This window comes from Bradyrhizobium sp. CCBAU 65884 (assembly GCF_028128835.1).
Classification (GTDB): domain Bacteria; phylum Pseudomonadota; class Alphaproteobacteria; order Rhizobiales; family Xanthobacteraceae; genus Bradyrhizobium; species Bradyrhizobium ottawaense.
The window spans coordinates 1-21,526 of sequence record NZ_LBJU01000074.1 but is presented as its reverse complement, the minus strand read 5'-3'; the positions used below and the strand labels follow the sequence as shown (position 1 = coordinate 21,526).

The 21,526-nt window shown below is 62.3% G+C and carries 24 protein-coding genes; 15 read left to right on the top strand and 9 right to left on the bottom strand.

Annotation, left to right across the window (positions count from 1 at the left end):
* Positions 1–185: 185 nt before the first annotated feature.
* The 4 genes from XI03_RS03505 to XI03_RS03490 form a co-directional block, all read right to left on the bottom strand.
* Positions 186–1,007 (bottom strand): ABC transporter permease, encoded by an 822-nt coding sequence (locus tag XI03_RS03505; RefSeq protein WP_271591336.1) that lies wholly within the window; start codon positions 1,005–1,007, stop codon positions 186–188.
* Positions 1,000–1,773 (bottom strand): ABC transporter ATP-binding protein, encoded by a 774-nt coding sequence (locus XI03_RS03500; protein WP_271591335.1) that lies wholly within the window; start codon positions 1,771–1,773, stop codon positions 1,000–1,002. Before XI03_RS03500 ends, XI03_RS03505 begins: the two co-directional genes overlap by 8 nt.
* Before the next feature lie 154 nt (positions 1,774–1,927).
* Entirely contained in the window at positions 1,928–2,932 is a 1,005-nt protein-coding gene (locus tag XI03_RS03495; protein ID WP_271591334.1) for an ABC transporter substrate-binding protein, read from the bottom strand.
* A gap of 34 nt (positions 2,933–2,966) precedes the next feature.
* The gene (locus XI03_RS03490; RefSeq protein ID WP_271591333.1) at positions 2,967–4,334 is read right to left on the bottom strand and encodes an FAD-dependent oxidoreductase; all 1,368 of its coding nucleotides are present in this window, start codon (positions 4,332–4,334) and stop codon (positions 2,967–2,969) included.
* Between the two features lie 110 nt (positions 4,335–4,444).
* Here XI03_RS03490 and XI03_RS03485 point away from each other — a divergent pair, with 110 nt between their 5' ends.
* On the top strand, positions 4,445–5,329 hold the full coding sequence (locus XI03_RS03485; protein WP_271591332.1) for a LysR family transcriptional regulator: 885 nt from the start codon (positions 4,445–4,447) through the stop codon (positions 5,327–5,329).
* A gap of 66 nt (positions 5,330–5,395) precedes the next feature.
* Positions 5,396–5,668: a hypothetical protein gene (locus XI03_RS03480; protein WP_038974703.1), complete on the top strand. Its 273-nt coding sequence runs from the start codon at positions 5,396–5,398 to the stop codon at positions 5,666–5,668.
* 3 nt (positions 5,669–5,671) lie between these two features.
* Here the strand turns inward: XI03_RS03480 and XI03_RS03475 are convergent, their stop codons facing one another.
* Entirely contained in the window at positions 5,672–6,475 is an 804-nt protein-coding gene (locus tag XI03_RS03475) for an enoyl-CoA hydratase-related protein (RefSeq protein WP_271591331.1), read from the bottom strand.
* Positions 6,476–6,629: 154 nt separating this feature from the next.
* Here XI03_RS03475 and XI03_RS03470 point away from each other — a divergent pair, with 154 nt between their 5' ends.
* A complete protein-coding gene (locus tag XI03_RS03470) occupies positions 6,630–7,604 on the top strand; it encodes a ketopantoate reductase family protein (RefSeq protein WP_212476607.1) in 975 nt (324 codons plus the stop codon).
* Between the two features lie 3 nt (positions 7,605–7,607).
* Here the strand turns inward: XI03_RS03470 and XI03_RS03465 are convergent, their stop codons facing one another.
* Positions 7,608–8,288, bottom strand: coding sequence for an alpha/beta hydrolase family protein (locus tag XI03_RS03465; RefSeq protein ID WP_161966331.1), 681 nt, complete (start codon positions 8,286–8,288; stop codon positions 7,608–7,610).
* Positions 8,289–8,414: 126 nt separating this feature from the next.
* Here XI03_RS03465 and XI03_RS03460 point away from each other — a divergent pair, with 126 nt between their 5' ends.
* The gene (locus XI03_RS03460) at positions 8,415–9,560 is read left to right on the top strand and encodes an acyl-CoA dehydrogenase family protein (protein ID WP_095424478.1); all 1,146 of its coding nucleotides are present in this window, start codon (positions 8,415–8,417) and stop codon (positions 9,558–9,560) included.
* A gap of 18 nt (positions 9,561–9,578) precedes the next feature.
* Here XI03_RS03460 and XI03_RS03455 read toward each other — a convergent pair whose 3' ends face one another.
* A complete protein-coding gene (locus tag XI03_RS03455) occupies positions 9,579–10,463 on the bottom strand; it encodes a LysR family transcriptional regulator (RefSeq protein WP_028143844.1) in 885 nt (294 codons plus the stop codon).
* A gap of 103 nt (positions 10,464–10,566) precedes the next feature.
* On the opposite strand from XI03_RS03455, the gene XI03_RS03450 reads away from it, so the two are divergent.
* Genes XI03_RS03450 through XI03_RS03440 form a run of 3 tightly spaced genes read left to right on the top strand, consistent with a single transcriptional unit; the run spans position 10,567 to position 12,053 of the window.
* The gene (locus XI03_RS03450; RefSeq protein WP_038947392.1) at positions 10,567–10,995 is read left to right on the top strand and encodes a DoxX family protein; all 429 of its coding nucleotides are present in this window, start codon (positions 10,567–10,569) and stop codon (positions 10,993–10,995) included.
* 19 nt (positions 10,996–11,014) lie between these two features.
* Positions 11,015–11,476 (top strand): DsrE family protein, encoded by a 462-nt coding sequence (locus tag XI03_RS03445; RefSeq protein WP_028143846.1) that lies wholly within the window; start codon positions 11,015–11,017, stop codon positions 11,474–11,476.
* Positions 11,469–12,053 carry a TlpA family protein disulfide reductase gene (locus XI03_RS03440; RefSeq protein WP_028143847.1) on the top strand — a complete coding sequence of 195 codons (585 nt, stop codon included), beginning with the start codon at positions 11,469–11,471 and terminating at the stop codon, positions 12,051–12,053. Before XI03_RS03445 ends, XI03_RS03440 begins: the two co-directional genes overlap by 8 nt.
* Positions 12,054–12,060: 7 nt before the next feature.
* Here XI03_RS03440 and XI03_RS03435 read toward each other — a convergent pair whose 3' ends face one another.
* Entirely contained in the window at positions 12,061–13,200 is a 1,140-nt protein-coding gene (locus XI03_RS03435) for an amidohydrolase/deacetylase family metallohydrolase (protein WP_028143848.1), read from the bottom strand.
* Between the two features lie 372 nt (positions 13,201–13,572).
* On the opposite strand from XI03_RS03435, the gene XI03_RS03430 reads away from it, so the two are divergent.
* From XI03_RS03430 to XI03_RS03405, 7 genes are all read left to right on the top strand, one after another.
* Entirely contained in the window at positions 13,573–14,628 is a 1,056-nt protein-coding gene (locus tag XI03_RS03430; RefSeq protein WP_271591330.1) for a tyrosine-type recombinase/integrase, read from the top strand.
* 727 nt (positions 14,629–15,355) lie between these two features.
* On the top strand, positions 15,356–15,799 hold the full coding sequence (locus XI03_RS03425; protein WP_271591329.1) for a hypothetical protein: 444 nt from the start codon (positions 15,356–15,358) through the stop codon (positions 15,797–15,799).
* On the top strand, positions 15,789–17,909 hold the full coding sequence (locus XI03_RS03420; RefSeq protein WP_271591328.1) for an ATP-binding protein: 2,121 nt from the start codon (positions 15,789–15,791) through the stop codon (positions 17,907–17,909). The genes XI03_RS03425 and XI03_RS03420 overlap by 11 nt, the downstream gene beginning before the upstream one ends.
* 133 nt (positions 17,910–18,042) lie before the next feature.
* Positions 18,043–18,273, top strand: coding sequence for a hypothetical protein (locus XI03_RS03415; RefSeq protein ID WP_271591327.1), 231 nt, complete (start codon positions 18,043–18,045; stop codon positions 18,271–18,273).
* 32 nt (positions 18,274–18,305) lie between these two features.
* Positions 18,306–18,584, top strand: coding sequence for an ion channel (locus XI03_RS40455; RefSeq protein WP_442869690.1), 279 nt, complete (start codon positions 18,306–18,308; stop codon positions 18,582–18,584).
* A complete protein-coding gene (locus tag XI03_RS03410; protein ID WP_271591326.1) occupies positions 18,556–19,158 on the top strand; it encodes a potassium channel family protein in 603 nt (200 codons plus the stop codon). Before XI03_RS40455 ends, XI03_RS03410 begins: the two co-directional genes overlap by 29 nt.
* A 495-nt stretch (positions 19,159–19,653) precedes the next feature.
* Positions 19,654–20,601: a replication-relaxation family protein gene (locus tag XI03_RS03405; protein WP_271591325.1), complete on the top strand. Its 948-nt coding sequence runs from the start codon at positions 19,654–19,656 to the stop codon at positions 20,599–20,601.
* Between the two features lie 108 nt (positions 20,602–20,709).
* Here XI03_RS03405 and XI03_RS03400 read toward each other — a convergent pair whose 3' ends face one another.
* Positions 20,710–20,907 (bottom strand): hypothetical protein, encoded by a 198-nt coding sequence (locus XI03_RS03400; protein ID WP_271591324.1) that lies wholly within the window; start codon positions 20,905–20,907, stop codon positions 20,710–20,712.
* 134 nt (positions 20,908–21,041) lie between these two features.
* On the opposite strand from XI03_RS03400, the gene XI03_RS03395 reads away from it, so the two are divergent.
* Positions 21,042–21,526 (top strand): transposase (locus tag XI03_RS03395; protein WP_271591323.1); only part of this gene is annotated, 485 nt, incomplete at its 3' end.

Sequence of the window (21,526 nt, the reverse complement as noted above, 5' to 3'; positions counted from 1 at the left end):
TCAACTGTCGTCCCGGCGAACGCCGGGACCCATAACCACAGGGAGTAGTTTGGCGAAGACTTGCAGTTATCCAGCCGGTACGAAGACCGCCCACACTCGATAGATCACGCGGTATGGGTCCCGGCCTTCGCCGGGACGACGACGGAGGTTGTAGCGCGCGCTTCCAGCCACATTGCGGATTGCAGCTACCGCCAGTGCAGCAGCCTTATCTCCAGCCAGCCGATCACCTTCCCCACCGCCAGCCCGAACACCGACAGGATCACCACGCCCGCGAGCAGCTGATCGGTCTGCATCAGATTGCCGGCCTGGAGCACGAAGGCGCCGATGCCGTATTGGGCGCCGATCATCTCGGCGCTGACGACGAGGAGCAGCGCCACTGACGCCGTGATCCGGAAGCCGGCGAGGATCGCGGGCAGCGCGCCCGGCCAGACCACCTTGCGCACGATCGTCGCGAAGGGAATGTTGAAGCTCTGCGCCATGCGGATGAGGTTGCGCGGCACCGCATCGACGCCGCTATAGACCGAGATCGCGGTGGAGAAGAACACCCCCAGTGCGATGGTCGCGATCTTCGGCTCTTCGCCGATGCCGAGCCAGAGGATCAACAGCGGCAGCAGCGCGATCTTCGGGATCGGGAACAGCGCCGAGATGAAGGTGATGCCGACGCTGCGCGCGAGCCGCGACAGGCCGATGGCAAAGCCGACGGCGACGCCAGCCGCCGTCCCCAACAGCCAGCCGACGCCGATGCGCAGCAGCGATGCCGACAAATGCTGCCAGAGCGCGCCTGAGATCGCGAGCTGATAGATCGCGCGCGCGATCGCCGACGGCGCAGGCAGAAACAGGGGATTGACGAGGCCGGTGCTGCCCGCCGCCTGCCAGATCGCGATGACCAGTGCGAGAGCGATCCAGCCGCCGAAACGGCTCGACGCGGGCACGAAGCCGGCGCCACGAAAGCGGACGCGCCGCGTCGCGCTATCCTTCGCAGTGTCAGTCGCCGCGCGATCAAGCATGCTGGACCTCGCGCTCGGCATCGATGGCTTCGTTGCGGATCAGCGACCAGATCTGGTTCTGCAGCGCCAGCAGTTTTTCGCGCGCCGCCGCTTCGCCGCGTTCAGTGCGCGTCATCGGCACGGTCACGACCTCGCGGATGCGGCCGGGCCGCCGTGACAACACCACGATGCGATCGGCCAGCCGCGCAGCCTCTTCGAGATTATGGGTGACATAGACCGCGCCCATGCCGCCATCGGCGAGCAGGCGGACGAAATCCTCCATCAGGAGTTCGCGGGTCTGCGAATCCAGCGCGGAGAGCGGCTCGTCCATCAAGAGGATCGCGGGCTTCACCGCGAGCGCGCGCGAGATGCCGACACGCTGGCGCATGCCGCCGGAGAGCTGCTTGGGATAGGTTTTGCGAAAATCAGTCAGCCCCGTGCGGCGCAAGGCATCCTCGACCAGCTCACGGCGCTGCGTGGCCGAGAGCTGAGTGTGCAGCAACGGGAATTCGACGTTCTCCTCCACGCTCGCCCAGGGCAGCAGCGCAAAATCCTGGAATACGAAGGTCAGCGGATTCAGGCTGTCCGCCGGCGGCTCGCCGCGCAGCTCGGGCTCGCCTGAGGTCGGCTGCAACAGCCCGCCGAGGATGGACAGCAGCGTGCTCTTGCCGCAGCCGGAGGGCCCGACGATCGCCACCACCTCCCCGGCGCTGACCGTGAAGGAGACGTCGTCGAGCACGGCGAGGTCGCCGAAGCGGTGGCTGATGTGGTTGGCGATCAGGTCCATCTCAAACTCCGCTCTTCAATCCGTCACCCTGAGGTGCTGGAGCGAAGCGGAGGCCTCGAAGGGCGACGGCCCCGCTGCATCCGGGCCGCGCATCCTTCGAGGCTCGCTTCGCGAGCACCTCAGGATGACGGGGAGAGAGTAGGACTCGCATCAATCAATCCGCCTTCACAAATTCCTTGGCGATGATCGCGTTGGCGTCGAAGCCCTTGTCGGCAAAGCCCTGCTCCTGCAGCCATTTGATCTGGTTGTCGACGTTCTTCACGTCGAGCTTGCCGTCGGGGTCGATATAGGCGCAATTGCCGACCACCCGCTCGACCGGGAGATTGGTGTACTTTGCGATGATCTCCAGCAGCGGCTTGGTCTTGTCGTTGATCGGGGCGACGCCGTCCTTCATCGCGGCGAGGATGACGTCGTGATATTCGCGGTCGGCCTTGGCGAGCGCGCCGAGCAGCTTCGTCACCAGCGCCTTGTTGGTCAGCGTCTTCGGCGAGGCGAACACGGCGCCCAGCTGCCACGGCGTCTCGTCGCCGACCCAGCCTAAGAATTTCGCGCCGCCTTCGTCCGTGAGCTTTCGCGCGGTCGAGATCGGCAGCAGCGCCGCATCGACGGTCTCGCCCTTCAGCGCGGCGGCGGCGTTCGACAACGATTGCAGCGGCACGATCTTCACCTCAGAGAGCTTGAAGCCGTATTTGTCGGCGAGCAGGCCGAGCGAATAATGAAAGCTCGATCCGACCTGCGTCATCGCCACGCGTTTGCCGGCGAGGTCCTTCGGCGTCTTCAATCCGGCCGCGTAGGCGTTGTTGCTGGCGAAATAGCCGATCAGGGGATAGCCGGCCTTTTCGCGGCTCATCCCGCCAATCACCTTCAGCACGCCCTTGCCGGCGAGATTGTAGAGACCGGCGGTGAAGGCGGTGATGCCGAAATCGACGTCGCCCGAGGTCGTCGCGACCGCGATCGGCTGGGCCGCGTCGAAGAATTTCAGCTCGACCTCGAGGCCGGCCTCGCGGAAATAGCCCTTGTCCTGCGCGATGAAGACCGGCGCGGAGGAGGACAGACGGAGCACGCCGATCCTGGCCTTCAGCGCGTCCTCGGCCCGCGCCGTGCCCATCGCCGTGATCGCCACCAGTCCCGCAAGCGCGAGCCGCATTATCCCGGTCATTCCGTTTCCTCCGCCGTCGTTGTCTTGCAGTGCGTTACAGGCCTTCGGGCACCATCTGGTCCCGGCCGATGAAGGCGCCCTGTTGTTTCAACGTTTCCTGCAATTTTTCAATGGGGATATCACGGGGGACGCGGTTTCCGGACAGCGCCAGCGCGGCGGCGGAACCGGCCGCCTCGCCCATCACGAAACAGGCCCCCGACACCCGCGCCGCGGACTGGCCCTCATGGGTCATGGAGGCACAGCGGCCGGCGACCAGGAGATTGTCGACGCCTTCAGGCACCAGCATCCGGTAGGGCAGCTCGTTATAGCCGCGCGATTCCGGGATCGGCGGGAAGGTGAAGACGACGTCGCCGGGCACGTGGGCCTCGATCGGCCAGCCATTGACGCCGATCGAATCCTCGAACGAGGCGCAGCCGAGCACGTCCTCGCCGCTGAGCTGGTAGCCGCCCTTGATGCGGCGGGTCTCGCGGATGCCGAGCTGCGGCGGCAGATCGACGATGTAGGATCTTTCAAAGCCCGGTACGGTGCTGCGCAGGAACTCGTAGGCGGCGAGCGCCTGCTTGCGGCCCTCGATCTCGCCGCGGGTGAGATCGTCGGGCTCGACGCCGTTGATGGCATGGCCGTCCTCGCGCGCCACCTGCGTGAAGTTCACCCGCCATTCGATGCCGGATTTCTGCGGCCGCACGATGGCGCTCTTGCGCGGGAATGTGTGGGTACCGGCGGCGAGCGCCTTCTCCATCAATTGCGGAATGGTGCGCCAGGCTTCGCCCGCCTTTGCGGGATCGATGCCGTTGAGGCGGAGCATCATCGAGGGGTACATCGGATGGCCATGCGCGTCACCGATCTCGAACGGCGCGCCGGCCCAGACGGCGAGATCACCGTCGCCGGAGCAATCGATGAAGATCTCTGATCGCACCGCCTGCCGCCCGGCCTTGGTCTCGACCATCAGCGCGTCGATGCGGCTGTCGTCACCCATCACGACGCCGGCGCCGAGCGCGTGGAAGAGGATGTGCACCTTGTGGGTTGCGAGCAACTGATCGGCCGCGATCTTGTAGGCCGCGGTGTCGTAGGCCTGCGCAAAGACCTTGTCGAGGATCAGATGCGGCGTGTTCAGGCCGTTGAGCCGATCGATCCGCGCCAGCAGCTCGGACGCCATGCCCTGCACGAGGCGATGGGCCTGGCCGTAGACATTGCCATGCAGACCGCAAAAATTTGTGACACCGGCAGCGGTGCCCATGCCGCCGAGAAAGCCGTAGCGCTCGATCAGAAGCGTCTTTCGCCCCGCGCGCGCGGCTGAGGCCGCGGCAACGATGCCGGCCGGGCCGCCGCCAAGCACGACGACTTCATATTCGCCATAGAGCGGCACCTGTCGTGCCGGTTCTTCGATCGTCATGGCCCGCATGGCGCGTCCCTTCCCAAATCTCTTGCTTGGGTTCGACTATGAATTAACGCGAGGCGGGCTACAATCTACCAAAATACGCGATCAGCTTTCGCGAATCGAGAAAGGTCGACATGGACATCCTGGTGAACCTGCAAGCCTTCCTGGCGACCGCCGACGCCGCCGGCTTCTCGGCCGCCGCGCGAAAGCTCGGTGTTTCGACCTCGGTGGTGGCAAAACGCGTCACGCAGCTGGAGGCGCGGATCGGCACGGCGCTGTTTCACCGCTCGACCCGGCAATTGCGACTGACCGAGGCCGGACAGCGCTATGTGCATCGCGCACGCGGCGTGGTGACCGATGCGACTGATCTGCTCTCACGCATGGGCGAGAAGGGCCACGATCTCGTCGATCACTTGCGCATCAAGGCACCGACCTCGCTGACCGTCGCCCGGCTCGCCGACGCCTTCAGCGCGTTTCAGACCCAGAACCCGAAGCTGAAGCTCGATATCGTGCTGATCGATCGCCCGGTCGATCCCGTCACGGAAGGCTTCGACATCGCCATCGGCGCCTTCCCGCATTCCTTCGGCGGCGTGGTCGACGAGCCGCTGTGCGCGCTGAGGCGGCTGCTCTGCGCCTCGCCCGCTTATTTGAAGAAACATGGCACGCCAAAACATCCGCGCGACCTCGTCGAGCATCGCTGCCTCAGCTTCATGCCGACCGGCCCGGAATGGATCTTCGACGGACCACGCGGCCGCATCAGCATCCAGGTCAGCCCGCTGCTCTCCTCCAACGAGGGACACGTGCTGGCGCGCAGCGCGATCGCCGGCAACGGCATCGCGCTGATCTCGCATTATCTCGTCGCGGACGCCTTGCGCGACGGCACGCTCAAGCCGGTGCTGCGCGACTTTCCGATTCCGGAGCTGTGGGTGAAAGCCACGATCCCCGAGCGGCGGCGCAATGCCGCCGCGGTGCAGGCGCTGCTGGCGCTGCTGAAAACGTCACTGGCGCCGTCGCTGTGAAGTGCGGTGCCGTAGCCCGCCAAAAGACGGTTGCCCGGGAATGGCGGACCTGACAGAAGTGGCCGCATGGATTCGACGCTCTTGAAATTCGCCCTGCCCGCCGTGATCGCTCTCGCGATCTCCGCCGCTCCCGCCGCAGCCGTGGAGCAAAACTGCCGCTTCATTCAGGCCAAGCCCGAGCGCGAGGCCTGCTACAAGCGGCAGGAGGACGAACTCGCCGCGAAGCGCAGGCCCGTTGCACCCGCCAACGACGGTCAGACACTCGAAACTCTGCGCCAGATGCGGCAGGACGACGACGCCGTCTATCGCAGCATCAACAACATCTGCCGCGGCTGCTGACACTCAACCTTTCCCACCGCCCCAATTCCCCGCCCGCTTCTCGGCGAACGACGCCAGCCCTTCCGCCGCTTCCGCGCTCTGGCGCTTGAGCGAATGCAGGTGGACGAGCCGCGCATACGCGGCATCGTCCACCGCCATGCCGCCGAACGAGCTTTCCAGCGCGAGCTTCTTGGTCTCGGCCATCGCCTCCGGCCCGTTGGCGAGCAGCTGCTCGACCACCTTGGTTCCGGCGGCTTCGAGATCGGCGAGCGGCACCACCTCATGCACGAGGCCGATGCGGCGGGCGTCCTCGGCGCCGAAACGCTCGCCGGTGAGCGCGTAGCGGCGGACCTGGCGCACGCCGATGGCGTCGCAAAGCTGCGGGATGATGATCGCCGCGGTCAGGCCCCAACGCACCTCGGTGATCGAGAAAAGGGCGTTGTCGGCGGCGATCACGACGTCGCAAGCCGCAATCACGCCGGTGCCGCCGCCAAAACAGCCGCCCTGCACCAGCGCCACGGTCGGGATCGGCAGCGTGTTGAGCCGCTGCACGGCCTCGAAGGTCGCGCGCGAGGCCGCCTCGTTCGCATCAGCCGATTGCGGCCGCACGCCGTTGATCCATTTCAGGTCGGCGCCGGCCTGGAAATGCTTGCCATTGCCCCTCAGCACGACGACGCGAAGATTCGACTTTTTGCCGAGATCGTCCATCGCCGCGAGCACGCCCGCAATCAGCGCGCCGTCATAGGCGTTGTTGACCTCGGGCCGGTTCAACGTGACGGTCGCAACCCCACGCTCATCGAGGGTCCACAGCACGGGGCTGGCGGTCATCGGCGGTCCTCCGGGTCATTGTTGGCCCTGCACTATGGCCGAGGCAACGCATCGCGATCCATATCTTTCCAGCGTGGGGCGGTCGCGCCCATCGCATGGCGGCATGTGTCATGGTGGCGCCGGGCGACAGTTTGGGACCAGGGACGGAATCATCATGCGCATCTGCATTTTCGGCGCGGGCGCCGTCGGCAGCCATATCGCGGTCCGGCTGGCGCGCGCTGGTCATGACGTTTCGTGCGTGATGCGGGGGGCGCATCTGGAGGCGGTCCGGGCGGGCGGCCTCAAACTGCGCGTCGGCGATTCCGAGGTCTCCGCCAAGGTGAACGCCTCGGGCGACCCAGCCCAGCTCGGTCCGCAGGACGTCGTGATCTCGACGCTGAAGGCCACGGCGCTCCCGGGGCTGGTCGCCAGCATCAAGCCGCTGCTTCAGGACGACACCGCCATCGTCTTTGCCCAGAACGGTATTCCCTGGTGGTACGGGATCGGCCTGCCACCGCGGCACCCGACACCGCCGGACATTTCCTTCCTCGACCCCGGCGGACGCTTGCGCGCCTGCATCCCGAAGGAGCGGATCATCGGCGGCGTCGTCTTCTCCTCCAACGAGGTGACCGCGCCCGGCGTGGTGCACAACCTCACCCCGGACCGCAACCGCCTCCTGATCGGCGAATGCGACGACCGCAATTGCGAGCGCATCACCAAGCTGCGCGGCGTCTTGAACGACGCGCGGCTGGAGTCCCCGCCGGTCGCGGAAATCCGCGAGGCGATCTGGTCAAAGCTGCTGACCAACATGTCGCTGTCGGTGCTGTGCCTGCTCACCGGCCAGACCGCACGCGGCGTGCGCGACGACGCCGCCTTTGCGGACGTCATCCCGCGCATGCTGAACGAGGCCAACGACATCGCGCAGCATTTCATCCCCGAGGTCAAGCGCGTGACGCGCAGCGGACCCGCCCCCAATCACAAGCCATCGCTGCTGCAGGACTACGAGCTTGGCCGCGCCATGGAGATCGACGTTCTGGTGAAGGCGCCCGCCGCCTTCGCGCGCACGGCAGGCCTGTCGACACCGACGCTCGATCTCATTGCCGCGCTCGCGATCCAGAAGGCCCGCGACAAGGGGCTTTATTCGGCGTGAGCCTCAGGCGAGCGTGTCGATCCAGGCTACGAGCGCGTTCAGTACCTCTGTAAGCGCCTCGTCATTGCTACGGCCGGATTTCTTCAGCACCGCGAACGAGTGATCGCCGCCTTCGATCTCATGCAGCGTCGCCTTCTTCGGACCGAGTTTCTCGACGACAGGCTTGAGGTAGCTCAGATCGGCAAGCCCATCGCGCGTGCCTTGCAGGAACAGCATGGGGATGGTGACGCCGGCGAGGTGCTCGGCGCGCTCGGACGACGGCTTCTTGTCGGCGTGCAGGGGAAAGCCGAGGAAGGCGAGCCCTTTGACGTCAGGCAACGGCGCCTTGGACTGCGCCTGCGAGGTCATGCGTCCGCCGAATGATTTGCCGCCTGCGACGAGCGTCACCCCGGGGCACAGCCGCGCCGCCTCCGCGACTGCCGCGCGGATCGCAGCGTGCGCGACCGCCGGCTGGTCGGGACGTCCCTTCTTCTCTTCCATGTAGGGGAAATTGAAGCGAAAGGTCGCGATGCCGCGATCGGCAAGGCCGGCCGCGACCTTCTCCATGAAAGCATGCCGCATATCGGCGCCCGCGCCATGCGCCAACACGTAACAGGCACGCGCATTGTCCGGCTGCGTCAGAATCGCCGAGACCGTGCCGATGCGCTCGATCTCGAGCTTGAGCTCTTGTGTTTTGGTCGCCAAGATCAGACATCCCGACAGACGCCGCCCCGGCCGCCTTGGTAGCGTCACCGGCGCAGCCTGAAAACACAATAATTGCCGCGGCCGACTGGCCTACCAAGCCGGAAACGCGCATCAACCGAGGTAACCATGTCCTACCGCTCCTCCTGGATGACCGAAGAGCTCGATGTCTTCCGCGACCAGTTCCGGAAATATCTCACCAAGGATCTGGCGCCGCATGCCGAAAAATGGCGCGAGCAGAAGATGGTCGACCGCTTCGCCTGGCGCGGCCTCGGCGAGATGGGCGCGCTGCTGGCGAGCGTGCCAGAGGAATATGGCGGGCTGGGCGCCACCTTCGCCTATGACGCGGCGGTGCTGGACGACCTCGAAAGCACGGTGCCGGAGCTGACGACCGGCGTCTCCGTGCACAGCGCCATCGTCGCGCATTACATCCTCAACTACGGCTCGGAGGAGCAGAAGAAGCGCTGGCTGCCGAAGATGGCCTCGGGCGAGATGGTCGGCGCCATCGCCATGACCGAGCCCGGCACCGGCTCGGATCTGCAGGCCGTCAAGACCACGGCCAAGAAACAGGGCAATTCCTACGTCATCAACGGCCAGAAGACCTTCATCACCAACGGCCAGGCCGCCGATCTCGTCATCGTGGTCGCGCGCACCGGCGATGCTGGTGCCAAGGGCATCTCGCTGCTCGTGGTCGAAACCGCGGGCGCGGACGGCTACAAGCGTGGGCGCAACCTCGACAAGATCGGCCTGCACGCCTCCGACACCTCGGAACTGTTCTTCGACAACGTGACCGTGCCGCCGGAAAACCTGCTCGGCAAGGAGGAAGGCCAGGGTTTTGTGCAACTGATGCAGCAATTGCCGCAGGAGCGGCTTGCGCTCGCGGTCGGCGCCGTCGCCGCGATGGAGCGCGCGGTCAAGCTCACCACCGACTACACCAAGGAGCGCAAAGCCTTCGGCAAGCCGCTGATGGATTTCCAGAACACCGCCTTCAAGCTGGCCGAGCGCAAGACCGAAGCGATGATCGCGCGCGTCTTCGTCGACTGGTGCATCGAGCGCCTGGTCGCCGGGGATCTCGACACCGTCACGGCGTCGATGGCGAAATACTGGTGTTCGGAGAAGCAGGTCGAGACTGCCGACGAATGCCTCCAGCTGTTCGGCGGCTACGGCTACATGCAGGAATACCCGATCTCGCGCATCTTCATCGATTCCCGGATCCAGAAGATCTATGGCGGCACCAACGAGATCATGAAGCTGCTGATCGCGAGGTCGCTGTGATCCGGTTGCTGTGAGCAGCTACTTCATCCGCCTGTCGGCGGCGATGAAGTCGATGAAGGTCCTGACCTTCGCGGAGAGATATTTGCGGCTCGGATAGACCGCAAACAGCTTTCCGGCGAAGATGATGTGGCCAGGCATGACGTGCTCCAGACGACCGCTGGCGATGTCCTCGGCGACTAGCCATTTCGGCAGAAAGGCGAGGCCCATGCCTTCGATTGCTGCCATGTGCAGCAGCGTTTCGTTGCCGCTGCGCAGCACCGGGTTGAGCTTGACGGTCTCGGGGCCGTGCTCGCCCGTGAAGGAGAAGCTCTCGCCCGGGTAAAGCGCGTAGTGCAGCAGCGGCTGGCCGGCGAGATCGGCGAAGGCCGATGGACGGCCCGCGCGTTTGAGGAAGGCGGGAGCCGCCACCATGTAGAACGGGACGCTGGTGATCGGACGCGCGATCAGCGCCTCGTCCGGCGTGCCGGTCGCGCGAAGTGCAAGATCAAAACCCTCCTCGACGAGGTTGACCAGGCGGCCACTGAGATCGACGTCGAGACGGACCTCGGGATAGCGCGCCTGGTAGTCCGCCAGCACGCCCGCAAAAATCGCGTTCGCCATCCACACCGGTGCGGTCAGGCGCAGCGTGCCGTGCGGAACGACGGTGGCATTGCTGACGGCGGCCTCGACCTCGTCGAGCGAATCCAGCATCTGCCGCGCCTGCTCGAAATAGAGCGCGCCGCTTTCGCTCAGGCTGACGCGCCGGCTGGTCCGGTTCAGCAGCCGCGTGCCCAGGCGCTTCTCGAGCTGCATCACATGCTTGCTCGCCATGGCCGGGGAGATGCGCAGGCGCTGTGCCGCGGTCGCGAAGCTCTTCAGCTCGGCGACCAGGCAAAACACCCTCATGCTGACCAGAGAATCCATGAGATCATCAACATCCAGGAAATGAACTAATCCCAAAGCCGATAATGATCAAAAACGGTGAAACTATCAAATGGTGGCAACCCTCACATTCCGGAGAACCACCATGTCCACCGCCACCTTCGAGACCCCCGCCCCCGGCCGCGCCCTCCGCATCGGCCTCTGGGCCGCGCAGGTCCTCCTCGCCTTCGTCTTCATCTCGGCGGGGCTGGTAAAGCTGACCACGCCGATTCCCCAGCTGGCCGCGATGATGCCCTGGGCCGGCCAGTATTCGGAGACCTTCGTCCGCTCCATTGCCTTGGTCGACCTCGCCGGCGGCATCGGCATCCTGCTGCCGGCCCTGACGCGGATCCTGCCGCGGCTGACGGTGCTGGCCGCGCTCGGCTGCGCGGTGTTGCAGGTCATTGCGCTGGTCTTCCACCTCTCGCGCGGCGAAGCTGACGTTGCACCGCTCAACGTCGTGTTGCTTGCGCTCAGCCTGTTCGTGCTGTGGGGACGCAACGGCAAGGCGCCGATCGCGCCGCGTCAGTTCTGATCGACGGGAACGCCGCACCATGATCTCTGCCAATGGATGGTCTCGCAGGGGGCTGCTGGCGGGCGCATCGATCCTCACGGCCGCCGGCACCGCCGCGGCCAAGGAGGATCGCCTCACCGAGGGCGTCGTGATCCTGATCGACAGCAACGAGCCCTATGTCATGGGCCACGCGATCAGTTACTCGGCCAATCTCGCCAAGCACTTTGCCGACAAGGGCGCGAAAATGCTGATCGAGGTCGTGGCCAACGGCAAGGGCATCGACATCTTCCGCGCCGACAAGACGCCACTGATCGAGCCGCTGGTGACGCTGCGGCAATCGCTGCCGAGCCTCAGTTACAGCATGTGCGCCTCATCCAAGGTGATCGCGGAAGCCAAGGAGCAAGTCTCGATCCCGCTGATTGCGGGCGCGAACCTCGTCCCGTTCGGCATCGGACGCGTGGTCGACCTGCAACTCAAAGGCTGGGCCTATATTCATGCGTGAGAAGCCTCGCGCGTTGTCGCGGCGATCGCTCCTGATCGCCGCGCCGGCCTATCTCACTGTCCTGCGCACCGCCGGCGCGCAGGACAGCTGGCCGCCGGTGTTCGAAGCCGGCCGCAGCCAGTTCACAGTGGTGCGGCCGCACGCGTTGATGCCACAACTGCGGCTTCAGGACCCGCACGGCAAGGACGTTGTCGTGGCTGCCAAGCCGGGCAGTATCACCCTGGTGAACTTCTGGGCCACCTGGTGCGCGGCCTGCAAGCTCGACCTGCCCATGCTGGCAAGCCTTGCGGCCTCGCGACCCGAGCGGCTTGACGTGGTCGCGATCTGCACTGACACCAAAGACCTGCGCAAGGCCCGCACATTTCTCGGCGGCCTCTCGTTGCAGAACCTCGCCTGCTATGTCGATGCTCATGGCGCGGCGGCCCAGGCCTCGACCGAGATGTTCTCGATCGTCGGCATGCCCATCACCTATCTCGTCGGAACGGGCGGGCGCGTCGAAGGCTACATCACCGGTGCGCCGGACTGGCTGTCGCCGGCGGGCACGCGCCTGCTGCAATACTATCGCGAGCAGAGCTAGCGCCGACTCAATTCGGATGCCACCAGCGGCCGCCGATGACGACGCCTTCGGACACGATCTTGCGGTTGCCGATCAGGTGCTCGCCGACGACGTCCTCGTAGTCGAACTGGCCCTGTTTGACCGAGATCAGCGTGGCGTCGCCGACGCAGCCCGGCTTGAGGCTGCCGAGCTCGGGGCGACGCAGCGCCATTGCCGCATTCACCGTCGAGGCCGCGATCACGTCGGACAGCTCCATGCCCATGCACAGGAACTTCGACATGGTCGTGACCTGGTCGAAGGCGGGGCCGTCGATGCAGAGCTGGTGGATGTCGGAGGAGATGGTGTCCGGATAAAAGCCGTTGGCGAGCATCGCGCGCGCGGTCTTGAACGCGAATGAGCCCTTGCCGTGGCCGATATCGAACAGCACGCCGCGCTCGCGCGCGTCCAGCACCGCCTTCTTCACCGTGCCTTGCGCGGTCGCCGGCGTGTTGGGAAAGGGGCGGAACGCATGGGTCAGCACGTCGCCGGGACGCAGACGTGCCAGCACCTCCTCATAGCTCGGCGGCGGATGGTCGATATGCGCCATCAGGGGCATGCCGACCTCGTTGGCAACCTCGAGCGCAATGTCGAGCGGCACCACCCCCGACGTGCCCGAGGAATGCAGGCCGACGCGCACCTTGATGCCGACGATGACATCGCGGTTGGCATCGGCCACCTTGGCCGCCTCGATCGGATTCATCAGCCGCAATTCCTCGCTCTCGCCGACCATGATCCGGTGCGAGAAGCCGAAGATGCCGGCGTGCGAGACGTGCAAATAAGCGAGGATGCGGACCTCGCTCGGCTCGATCACATGCTTGCGGAAGCCGGCGAAATTGCCGGGTCCGGCGCTGCCGGTGTCGACCGCCGTGGTGACGCCGGAGAGGCGGCAGAATTCCTCGGCATCGATGCCGAGCGAGGTGCCGCCCCAATAGACATGGGTGTGCAGATCAATCAGTCCCGGCGTCACGATGAGCTGCGAGACATCGCGCACCTCGGTGCCCGGGTCGGCCTTGAGGGCGCCGCCGACCGCCGCCACCTTGCCGCCGGCAAAGGCGACATCGGTCACGGCATCGAGCTTCTGGGAGGGGTCGATCACCCGCCCCCCGCGCAGGATCAAGTCGAAAGGCATCGTCGTCTCCGGATGAGGCAGTGAGGTGCGGCGGCATCGCAGCCGGGCCAGCGAGGAAGGAAGCCGTTCGCTTCTAGCAATATTCACGCCGAATGGCGCGGCAAACCGTAACGGTGGCCCATGAAAAAATAGGGATCCCGGGAAGATTCGAACTTCCGACCTGCGGTTTAGGAAAACGAAAACGTTACTTTTTCAACGTTCGTCAAGGTACGTCATAGCTCCCATAACCTCCTCTTTATTGTTGCTTTTCCCTTCCCAAGGTGCATCCTCATTGGGCGCTCCAATTCGCCCCTTAGAGGTGCCAAGGCGGTGCCACACATCAAGCTTTCAGACGTCGGCCTTCGGTCTTTGCCTCTCCCTCCGAAAGGGACGGTGGACTATTGGGACCTGACCCTTCCATCATTCGCTTGCCGTGTCTCGCAGGGTGGCGCGAAGACCTTTATCCTCAAGTCCTACAACTCGCGCCGAGCGATCGGCAGATGGCCCCTCATCAGCCTTGCGGCGGCTCGCCGTGAGGCGAAGCGAATTCTCGCCGAGAAGACGCTGGGCCGGATCCAACCTCAATCCATAACCGTCGCGAAAGCGCGCGAGCTCTTTCTCAAGGAGAAAGAGAAAGCAAGGCGAGTACGGACGGTCCTAGATTTAAAGGACCGCCTCGACCGTCACTTCGACATTCCTGGGCAGCTTGGGAAGGTAACCCACAATCAGATCGTTCGACGACTTGAGGCGATCAAAACGCCCCAGGAATTCAACGCGGCGCTCCGCGTGGGACGTACCTTTTTCACGTGGTGCACCAACCGTCGCCACATCACCGAAAACCCTACAACAGGTATCGACCGCCGCTCGATCCCGTCCCGGACGCGGGTCCTCTCCGATGAAGAACTCAAGAAAGTTTGGACTGCATGCTCCGAGCCTCATAAGGACATGCCGGAGGGCTATCGCACAATCGTCAAGCTATTGATCCTAACGGGCCAACGCAAAACTGAGGTCGCAGGCTTGGACAAGGCTCACGTCTCTCATAACCAGAGAACTGTCTCTCTTCCAGGTACCTTAACCAAGAACAAGCGAGACCATGAACTTCCGGTAGGCAACTTGGCTCAGTCTATCCTGGCTCCCCTGCTCACATGTAATTCTCTTCTGTTTCCAGCTCGCGGCAGATCAACTCCATTTAATGGCTGGTCGAAGAGCAAGAAAGCACTCGACAAAGCGAGTGGTGTCAACAAGTGGACACTTCACGATCTTCGCCGCACATACCGCACAATTCACGCTCGCATCGGAACGATGCCCCACATCGCCGAACGCCTAGTCAATCACGTCTCGTCCCGCTCAGGCGTCGAAGATATCTACGACAGGCACACTTACCTACCTGAAATGGCGCTCGCGATGGAAAATTACGAACACTACCTCCTTCAGAACGTGCTACCTTAAGTCGTCGGCTGACACTTAACAGCCGTCGCGACGGCTCCCAACAAATGGAGCTAAGCGATGACTGGAAAAGAAGTGGTCAACTGGCGTGGGGTTAAGGCACTTGGAATTCCCTACAGCCGCACGCACTGGTTCAGGCTCTGTGCATCTGGTGAGGCACCGATGTTTTTCAAACTACGTGCTCACAGAAACAGTCCGCCGGTCTGGTGGCTGCATGAGATTGTCGGGTGGCTTGAGGCTCGCGCCAAAACCAAGCCTGCCGACGCTCCGAGAAAGTAAGGAGCGGGGCTGGCCCTCCAAAGCCAGCCCTTTCTCCTTAGAGGGCTTTCCTGTCGATCCAGCCTCACCTTATGCCCCGCCATACGCCCCGCCTTTAGGGTAAGGCGGGGTCGACGGTTGGCATATGCCAGCCTGGGGCAGTATGTATGATCGACAACCCCCGACTTGCCGTGCGACTTCCGTTGTGCTGCTGCACAACGGCGCGTGAGCGCGATCATGCCTTCCTCCTCTTTGCGAGATTGATTCCATCTCAGACTTCGTCCGAGCCTCATCAATCTCTTCATTAGGAGGACCAGCTCAGCGAGTCCGTGAAAGATGTAGGAGCACTTAGCTCGAATCACTGCGAGCGGACGGCCAGTATTCAAGTGGGCGGATAAATCTCGTAACGGGAATACTATCTTTCTGCCTCTCAAGCGTGCATACTCATTTTTTTGCAGGGGAGCATTACTCCATGCAACTTAAGCTCAAGCGCTCGCAACGCGCGGGCGGCATGCTGGGCGGTAAGGTCATCTTTACTCTGGATGCGCGCACCGATCTTTCGCCCGATGAAAAGGGATTGGTAAGTAAGTACGGCCTCGGAAAGCTCGTCGTATACGACAGCGAGGCGCGCAAGAAACACGGCGATGCCGCGTACGGTCATTTCGATGAGGGCGCGAGCAGCACGGTTGGCCGCTCACTTTGGAAAAGCGCTCGCGGCATTGCGAGCGCCGCGATGATGTCGCTCTCGCTGCGCGTCACCGTCGAGAGCTTGATGAGCGGCCAACACATCGAATGCAAAGATCTCGACGAGCTGCTTGGCGCCGAGGCAGCCATTCTCAATGCCTGCAAAAATCTCAAGGCCTATCTTGAAACGGCACAGACCTTTGACGGACGGGAGGAGGTCGTTGAGTTCTAAACTACCAAAATACACTCCCCCGTCCCCGTTCACTCCGTTTTTGAGGCGCTTCACGGACGAGCGAGCACGTGATTTAGCTGAAACGATCGCGCTCTACAATGAGGTGCGCGCGGCGCATTTCGGATCGATGTGGGGTCACGAGGACTCGATTGCTCGTGTGAATACATACATTGCGCAGCAGGTTGGGGAAATGATTGACCTCCCGTCGTCAACCGAACTTCTGAAAGCTTTGGACCGATGCCAACAGGAGGTCCTCACTCTTGAAACGACTATCTTCTCGTTCCCCGAAATCGACCTCAATAGCGCGAATCTTTCCATAAAGGAGCACGTAGACCTGCGCCGCTTTCTGCGCGCAAAAGGGCACTTCCTCACGAACGACGAACGTGTAGGCGATCTACTCATTACAGCCCTGCGTGACGTGGGTTGGGGCTTCATCTCGAACCTGCCCGCCTTATCCGAGACCCTGGACGTCGCGCCTCTCACGGTTCCGCTAGTCTGTCTACTGCGCAACCCGGGTGACGTCGTGGACCGAATTGTCGGGACCATATGTAGAAAGGAAAACGTCGAGGCTGGTCTCTTTAGGACGCTGTACGAGCGTCTCTACGCCAATTTGTGCGAAGTCTCCGGGAATTCTCCGGAAGATGAGAGGCCGCGACGGCCGATGATCTACGCGAGCGACTCCGATCTTCCGCCCGCCGAGTTGGTGGAGACGTACCTGAAAGGGACGCCTTTCATCGATCTCTTTCTCTTGGCCGCTCCCTTCTCGCTTCCTGACAAGTCCCGCTTCGAGCATCAATGGATCGTAGCACCGCCCGGCGCGGGCAAATCTACCCTCCTTCAGTACTTGATCTCGCGTGACCTTGAGCGTGTAGCGAGCGATCAAGCCTCGATCGTGGTCATGGAGAGCAACCGCGACCTCATCAAGGCGATCGAGGGCCTGAAGGTGTTTGCTCCCGGAGCGCCGCTCCAGGATAAGCTCGTCGTCATCGATGCGGAGGACATCGAGTGGCCGATCGCCCTCAATCTGTTCGACGTGGGGATGGATGACGCGCGGTCCTATTCCCCTGCCGAGCACGAAGGGTTCCGCAACGCCGTTCTCTCACTGTACGATTACATCTTCAGCGCGTTGCTCTCCGCCGAGATGACGAGCCGGCAGAACACGCTGTTTCATTTCACGATCGAATTGCTGCTCACAATACCCTCGGCAACACTCGACACGCTGATTACCCTCATGCAACCAGGCGGGCTCGCTCAGTTCCAGCAGTACGTCTCGACCCTCGATCCGGATTCGAGGCGGTTCTTTGAGCTGAAATTCAACAGCAAGGAGTTCGACCGCACCAAGGAGCAGGTCGTCGACCGTCTGTTCGCCGTCAAGCGTATCCGAACGCTCTCCAGGATGTTCTCTGCCCCCAAGTCCAAGTTCGACTTCTTTACCGAAATGGGTGCTGCGAAAGTCATCCTCATCAATGTCCCGCAGAGTCTTCTGCAAGAAGACGGGGTCGAGATTGTTGGACGTTTCTTCATTTCGATGATCTTGCTCGCGGCACACAAGCGACAACTTCTTCCGAAGCACAACCGACTGCCCTGCTTCGTGTACATCGATGAATGTCAGGACTTCATCAGACGCGACCCCAAGATTCCGGTCATTCTCGACCAGGCGCGCAAGCTCAATGTCGCGTTGATTCTCGCCCATCAACGATTGCAGCAGATGCAGCCCCACGTGCTCGACGCGCTGTATGGTGCGACGGCGATAAAGTTCGCTTCAAAGATCAGCGACGCGGCCGCTCATGCGCTCGCGCGGGACATGCGGACCACGCCCGAATTCATCCTCAACCAACCTCCGTATCATTTCGCGGCATTCGTCCGCGGCATGACAGGTGCCGCGTTGTCGATCGGCATTCCGGCGACGGATTTTATGAAGTTTCCGCGCATGACTCAGGCTGAGCAAGCATTCGTGCGGAAAAATATTCGGGAGCGCTATTCGATCAGACCGGAAGCTCAGAGAACTGTTCAGAATGAAGTCCGTGAGGAGCGGCCGGCTCCGGACACACGCTCAGGGCCGGCCCGCCCGGCAGAGCCAGACTTTGGGGGTGACGATTGGAGGTCCTGAATGCCACAAGCCGAGCCTCGTGCGATCAGACGCGCGGACGACGGAGATAGCACGTGTAGGCGAATGACAGCCTTGTCAGGACAATCCCATCTAGGGCCAGTTGGACGCTCCCAAGGCTAGAGGGGGAAACGAGATGGACGATCCAACACGAGCACTGCTGAAGTCAACCAGAATGAATGCGGGGTGGCTACTTTCCAGTGGGTTCTTCTATTGGCTCGTGGCGCCCTCGCTTGCTACCACCCCAATTTCATTTGTCGCGGCTATCGGCTCGGGTCTGCTGCTTTTGTTGGCTATCCGGATTTATTTGCTGTGGTTCGAACGTGTAAAACAACATCCACCCGGCAATTTCGCCGGCCAGCTATAGCGCTCGCTGTCTATTTCTTCCTTCTGATCGCCATGTGGTCCTACTTTTACGTGTTTCTCGCGCGGACGGCAGCGGACTTTCCATTCTGTTCCGGCACTGATCCGATCGATCCGAAGCAGTTCGGTCTTCTCGAATCCATCTATTTCACCGTCACGTCCTTTGCCACGGTAGGCTACGGCGATATCTACGCGTGCACGAGCGGGTCGCGATGGGCGCTCGTGGCGGAACTTTCGAACGGTCGTAACGATCGGTTTCATCGGGCTTCCTGCCCTGGTGAACCTGGTGATCGATCTCGCGCAGCGGCAATTTGAAAGCGTCAAATCCGCCGATGGCGGGACGGATATGCGCCTTGTTGCGGCCATCATGGTCATCGGTATGGCAATTATCGCGTTCGCCGGCCCGGTGGCGTACAAATTTCTGGCGGCGCGAAATGCGGCCGATGGCGCGATTGTGCTGATATACGCGGGGATTAGCGCCGTGATGCTCATCTCTATTGCGTTCGGCGCGCTCATACTGGCGGCGAACCGGATGCTGGGCCGGCATGAGACGCAGTCGATATCACTCAAGCGCACGATCCAGCTTGTCGTGCTGGTCTACGCGCTTTTTGTCGAAGGGTTCGCCTACCTCTACCTTCTTATTGATCGGCCCGGCGCGAACGCCTTTGCCTTCGCACGAAGCACCGAGCATCGACTCGATTTTGGAAGCGCGAGTTACTTCAGCCTGACGACGCTCACGACGACGGGATTTGGAGACATCGCTCCGTTGTCGCCGACAGCGCGCATGGCCGCGATCGGGGAGATTGCTATAGGGATTGTGTTTACCCTATTCGCCTTCGGGCTCGTCATCTCGGCCATCGTGAAGCAGCGCGCGCAAACACGCGTATGAGCCAGACGCCCTGTTTCCAGTTCGGCTTTGGGACCAAGAGATCCTCATCGCATCACAAGGCACTGGATTTGACAGAAAAGAGCCCGCCGGAGCGGGCTTTCGCAGTCTAAGCCGTGAGTGCCGCGGATGACTTTGTTGGGCAGGTGGTTGCCCGATGTCCCGACTCATTGCAGATCGAGCATTTGGGACCACGGCGCTCGCGAGCCGCGCCACCAAGAAGCTCATTGAGCTCGGCATCTATTTCTTCACGCTTCGCGATGAGCTCCTTGACTCGCGCGATCTTTCCGTCCAGGTCCATGTGCATCACCTCCCTTCGAAGAGGTACATAGCGCTTGCAGTGTCGCTCGTCCGCTACATTCAACGGTGCACGCTTCGACGCATGTTCTGCTATGTGTTGCAGTGTGAATGGATGGGCTGCAGTGGTGATTGTTCACTTTTTTGTTGGGTCCGCGCGACCGATCATCTGCGCTACGTCGGATCTGATACTTTCCTCGTATGAATACTGCCTCAACGTCAATCACGGCGCGCCGATCTCGCTTCCGACGTTCGATAGAGCCGTTTCCCTTCCGAGTTACTGAAGGTGACGTGCTTATCCTGCGCGAGCTCGCTCGCCATCGCTTCTTGCGATCCACGCACGTTGCAGCGCTTGTCGGGCGCTCACTCGATCGGACAAATGACCGTCTATGTCGTCTCTTTCATGCCGGGTACGTCGATCGACCGCGCGCGCAGCTCGATTACTATCCCACCTCCGGGTCGGCACCGATGGTGTACGCGCTTGGTGACCTTGGTGCAGGGCTGCTCGCCGCGCGGGGCATTGAGTTCGTCAATCCTGAGTGGAGCCGGAAAAATCGGGAAGCCGGGCGGCCGTTCATTGAGCACCAGCTCGAGATCGTTGACTTTCAAGTGTCGCTCGATCGCGCGGTGCGGCAGCGCGACGATATCTCGGTCATTCATTCCGATGAACTTGTATCCGAATTTCCCGAGCGGCCGCGCAGCATGCGCAATCCACTCGCAATGCGAGTCGGAGTGTCGCATAATGGGAAGGCTCAGGAGATCGGCCTTGTGCCGGACTTGATCTTCGGAATCAGATTTTCGGACGGCTCGCGTCGCTGCTTCATGGTAGAAATCGACAGAGGCACGATGCCGATCATGCGAGCCGACGTCGCGCAAACCAGCTTCGCGCGCAAAATGAACGCATACCTTGCCGTTCATGAAGCCAAGAAGCATGAATCTCAATTGGGCTGGAAGGCATTCCGAGTTCTAACAGTCACGACCGACCGTAGTCGCGCGCAATCAATGAAGGAAGCTCTTCGAGAACTGAACGCGGCGCACAGCTCTGGACCAAGCCTCTTCTTGTTCGCCATTCGCGACGAGCTGCGCTCCAGCGATCCGATAGCGTACACTTGGGAGGATGGAGCAGGTCGACAGGTAAGAATGGTCTAGCGATGGAGCGCGCGCTGATCATCCCGCAATAATAGGGGAAGTCCCAGCAGCGGTAGTACTGGGACTTTTCCGCAGCAATTACGATCATACGAGTGCGCTGATAGCAAGTTACCGCTGATGACCTAGACCGATGCCGAGTGTGCGCGCCTTCTGCCTCAGCGATCCTTCAGAACGCTTCATCAATTTCGAGACCTTCGCGACCGGCGTCTTCGCCTTTGAATGAGCACGCAGCTCTTTCACGTCGGCTGCAGTGTATTCGCGACGCACAGATGTTTTCTTCTTGCTTGCCTTTGTTTTCTTAGCCACCGGCGTCCCCTCTCGATTGCACGATCCGGGTTAGTACCACAGCCATCCCGATCCGCGATAACGTACAGAGTCTTTCGCACTTTCAGGATTGACGGCTTCTTCTAGAATGAAGGAGCTTTGAATGAACGATGGGAATGCCATGGGGTCAGGTGATCCAAATTGATGAGGCCCGGATTCGAGATCACCTGGGCGAGATGGTCCGCGGGACAGTGGAAGAGACACTGAACGCGATGCTGGAGGCCGAAGCGGACCAGCTGTGCGGTGCTGGGCGGTATGAGCGCAGCCCGGCGCGGCAGGACACGCGGGCAGGCAGCTACGAGCGAACGCTGCAGACCAAGGCGGGCGACGTCAATCTGAAGGTTCCGAAGCTACGGCGGCAAACCTTCGAGACGGCGATCATCGAGCGCTACCGGAGGCGGGAGAGCTCGGTTGAGGAAGCGCTGATCGAGATGTATCTGGCCGGGATTTCGGTTCGGCGGGTCGAAGACATCACGGAGGCGCTGTGGGGCACCCGGGTCAGCCCGAGCACAGTGTCGAACCTGAACAAGAAGATCTATACCAAGATCGAGGCGTGGCGGAATCGCAGGATCGAAGGCGAGCATCCGTATCTCTACCTCGA

Bases quoted from the DNA above. Each gene is read 5' to 3' on its own strand.
- XI03_RS03505 (WP_271591336.1), bottom strand. From the start codon at position 1,007: ATGCTTGATCGCGCGGCGACTGACACTGCGAAGGATAGCGCGACGCGG.
- XI03_RS03500 (WP_271591335.1), bottom strand. From the start codon at position 1,773: ATGGACCTGATCGCCAACCACATCAGCCACCGCTTCGGCGACCTCGCC.
- XI03_RS03495 (WP_271591334.1), bottom strand. From the start codon at position 2,932: ATGACCGGGATAATGCGGCTCGCGCTTGCGGGACTGGTGGCGATCACG.
- XI03_RS03490 (WP_271591333.1), bottom strand. From the start codon at position 4,334: ATGCGGGCCATGACGATCGAAGAACCGGCACGACAGGTGCCGCTCTAT.
- XI03_RS03485 (WP_271591332.1), top strand. From the start codon at position 4,445: ATGGACATCCTGGTGAACCTGCAAGCCTTCCTGGCGACCGCCGACGCC.
- XI03_RS03480 (WP_038974703.1), top strand. From the start codon at position 5,396: ATGGATTCGACGCTCTTGAAATTCGCCCTGCCCGCCGTGATCGCTCTC.
- XI03_RS03475 (WP_271591331.1), bottom strand. From the start codon at position 6,475: ATGACCGCCAGCCCCGTGCTGTGGACCCTCGATGAGCGTGGGGTTGCG.
- XI03_RS03470 (WP_212476607.1), top strand. From the start codon at position 6,630: ATGCGCATCTGCATTTTCGGCGCGGGCGCCGTCGGCAGCCATATCGCG.
- XI03_RS03460 (WP_095424478.1), top strand. From the start codon at position 8,415: ATGTCCTACCGCTCCTCCTGGATGACCGAAGAGCTCGATGTCTTCCGC.
- XI03_RS03455 (WP_028143844.1), bottom strand. From the start codon at position 10,463: ATGGATTCTCTGGTCAGCATGAGGGTGTTTTGCCTGGTCGCCGAGCTG.
- XI03_RS03450 (WP_038947392.1), top strand. From the start codon at position 10,567: ATGTCCACCGCCACCTTCGAGACCCCCGCCCCCGGCCGCGCCCTCCGC.
- XI03_RS03445 (WP_028143846.1), top strand. From the start codon at position 11,015: ATGATCTCTGCCAATGGATGGTCTCGCAGGGGGCTGCTGGCGGGCGCA.
- XI03_RS03440 (WP_028143847.1), top strand. From the start codon at position 11,469: ATGCGTGAGAAGCCTCGCGCGTTGTCGCGGCGATCGCTCCTGATCGCC.
- XI03_RS03435 (WP_028143848.1), bottom strand. From the start codon at position 13,200: ATGCCTTTCGACTTGATCCTGCGCGGGGGGCGGGTGATCGACCCCTCC.
- XI03_RS03425 (WP_271591329.1), top strand. From the start codon at position 15,356: ATGCAACTTAAGCTCAAGCGCTCGCAACGCGCGGGCGGCATGCTGGGC.
- XI03_RS03415 (WP_271591327.1), top strand. From the start codon at position 18,043: ATGGACGATCCAACACGAGCACTGCTGAAGTCAACCAGAATGAATGCG.
- XI03_RS40455 (WP_442869690.1), top strand. From the start codon at position 18,306: ATGTGGTCCTACTTTTACGTGTTTCTCGCGCGGACGGCAGCGGACTTT.
- XI03_RS03405 (WP_271591325.1), top strand. From the start codon at position 19,654: ATGAATACTGCCTCAACGTCAATCACGGCGCGCCGATCTCGCTTCCGA.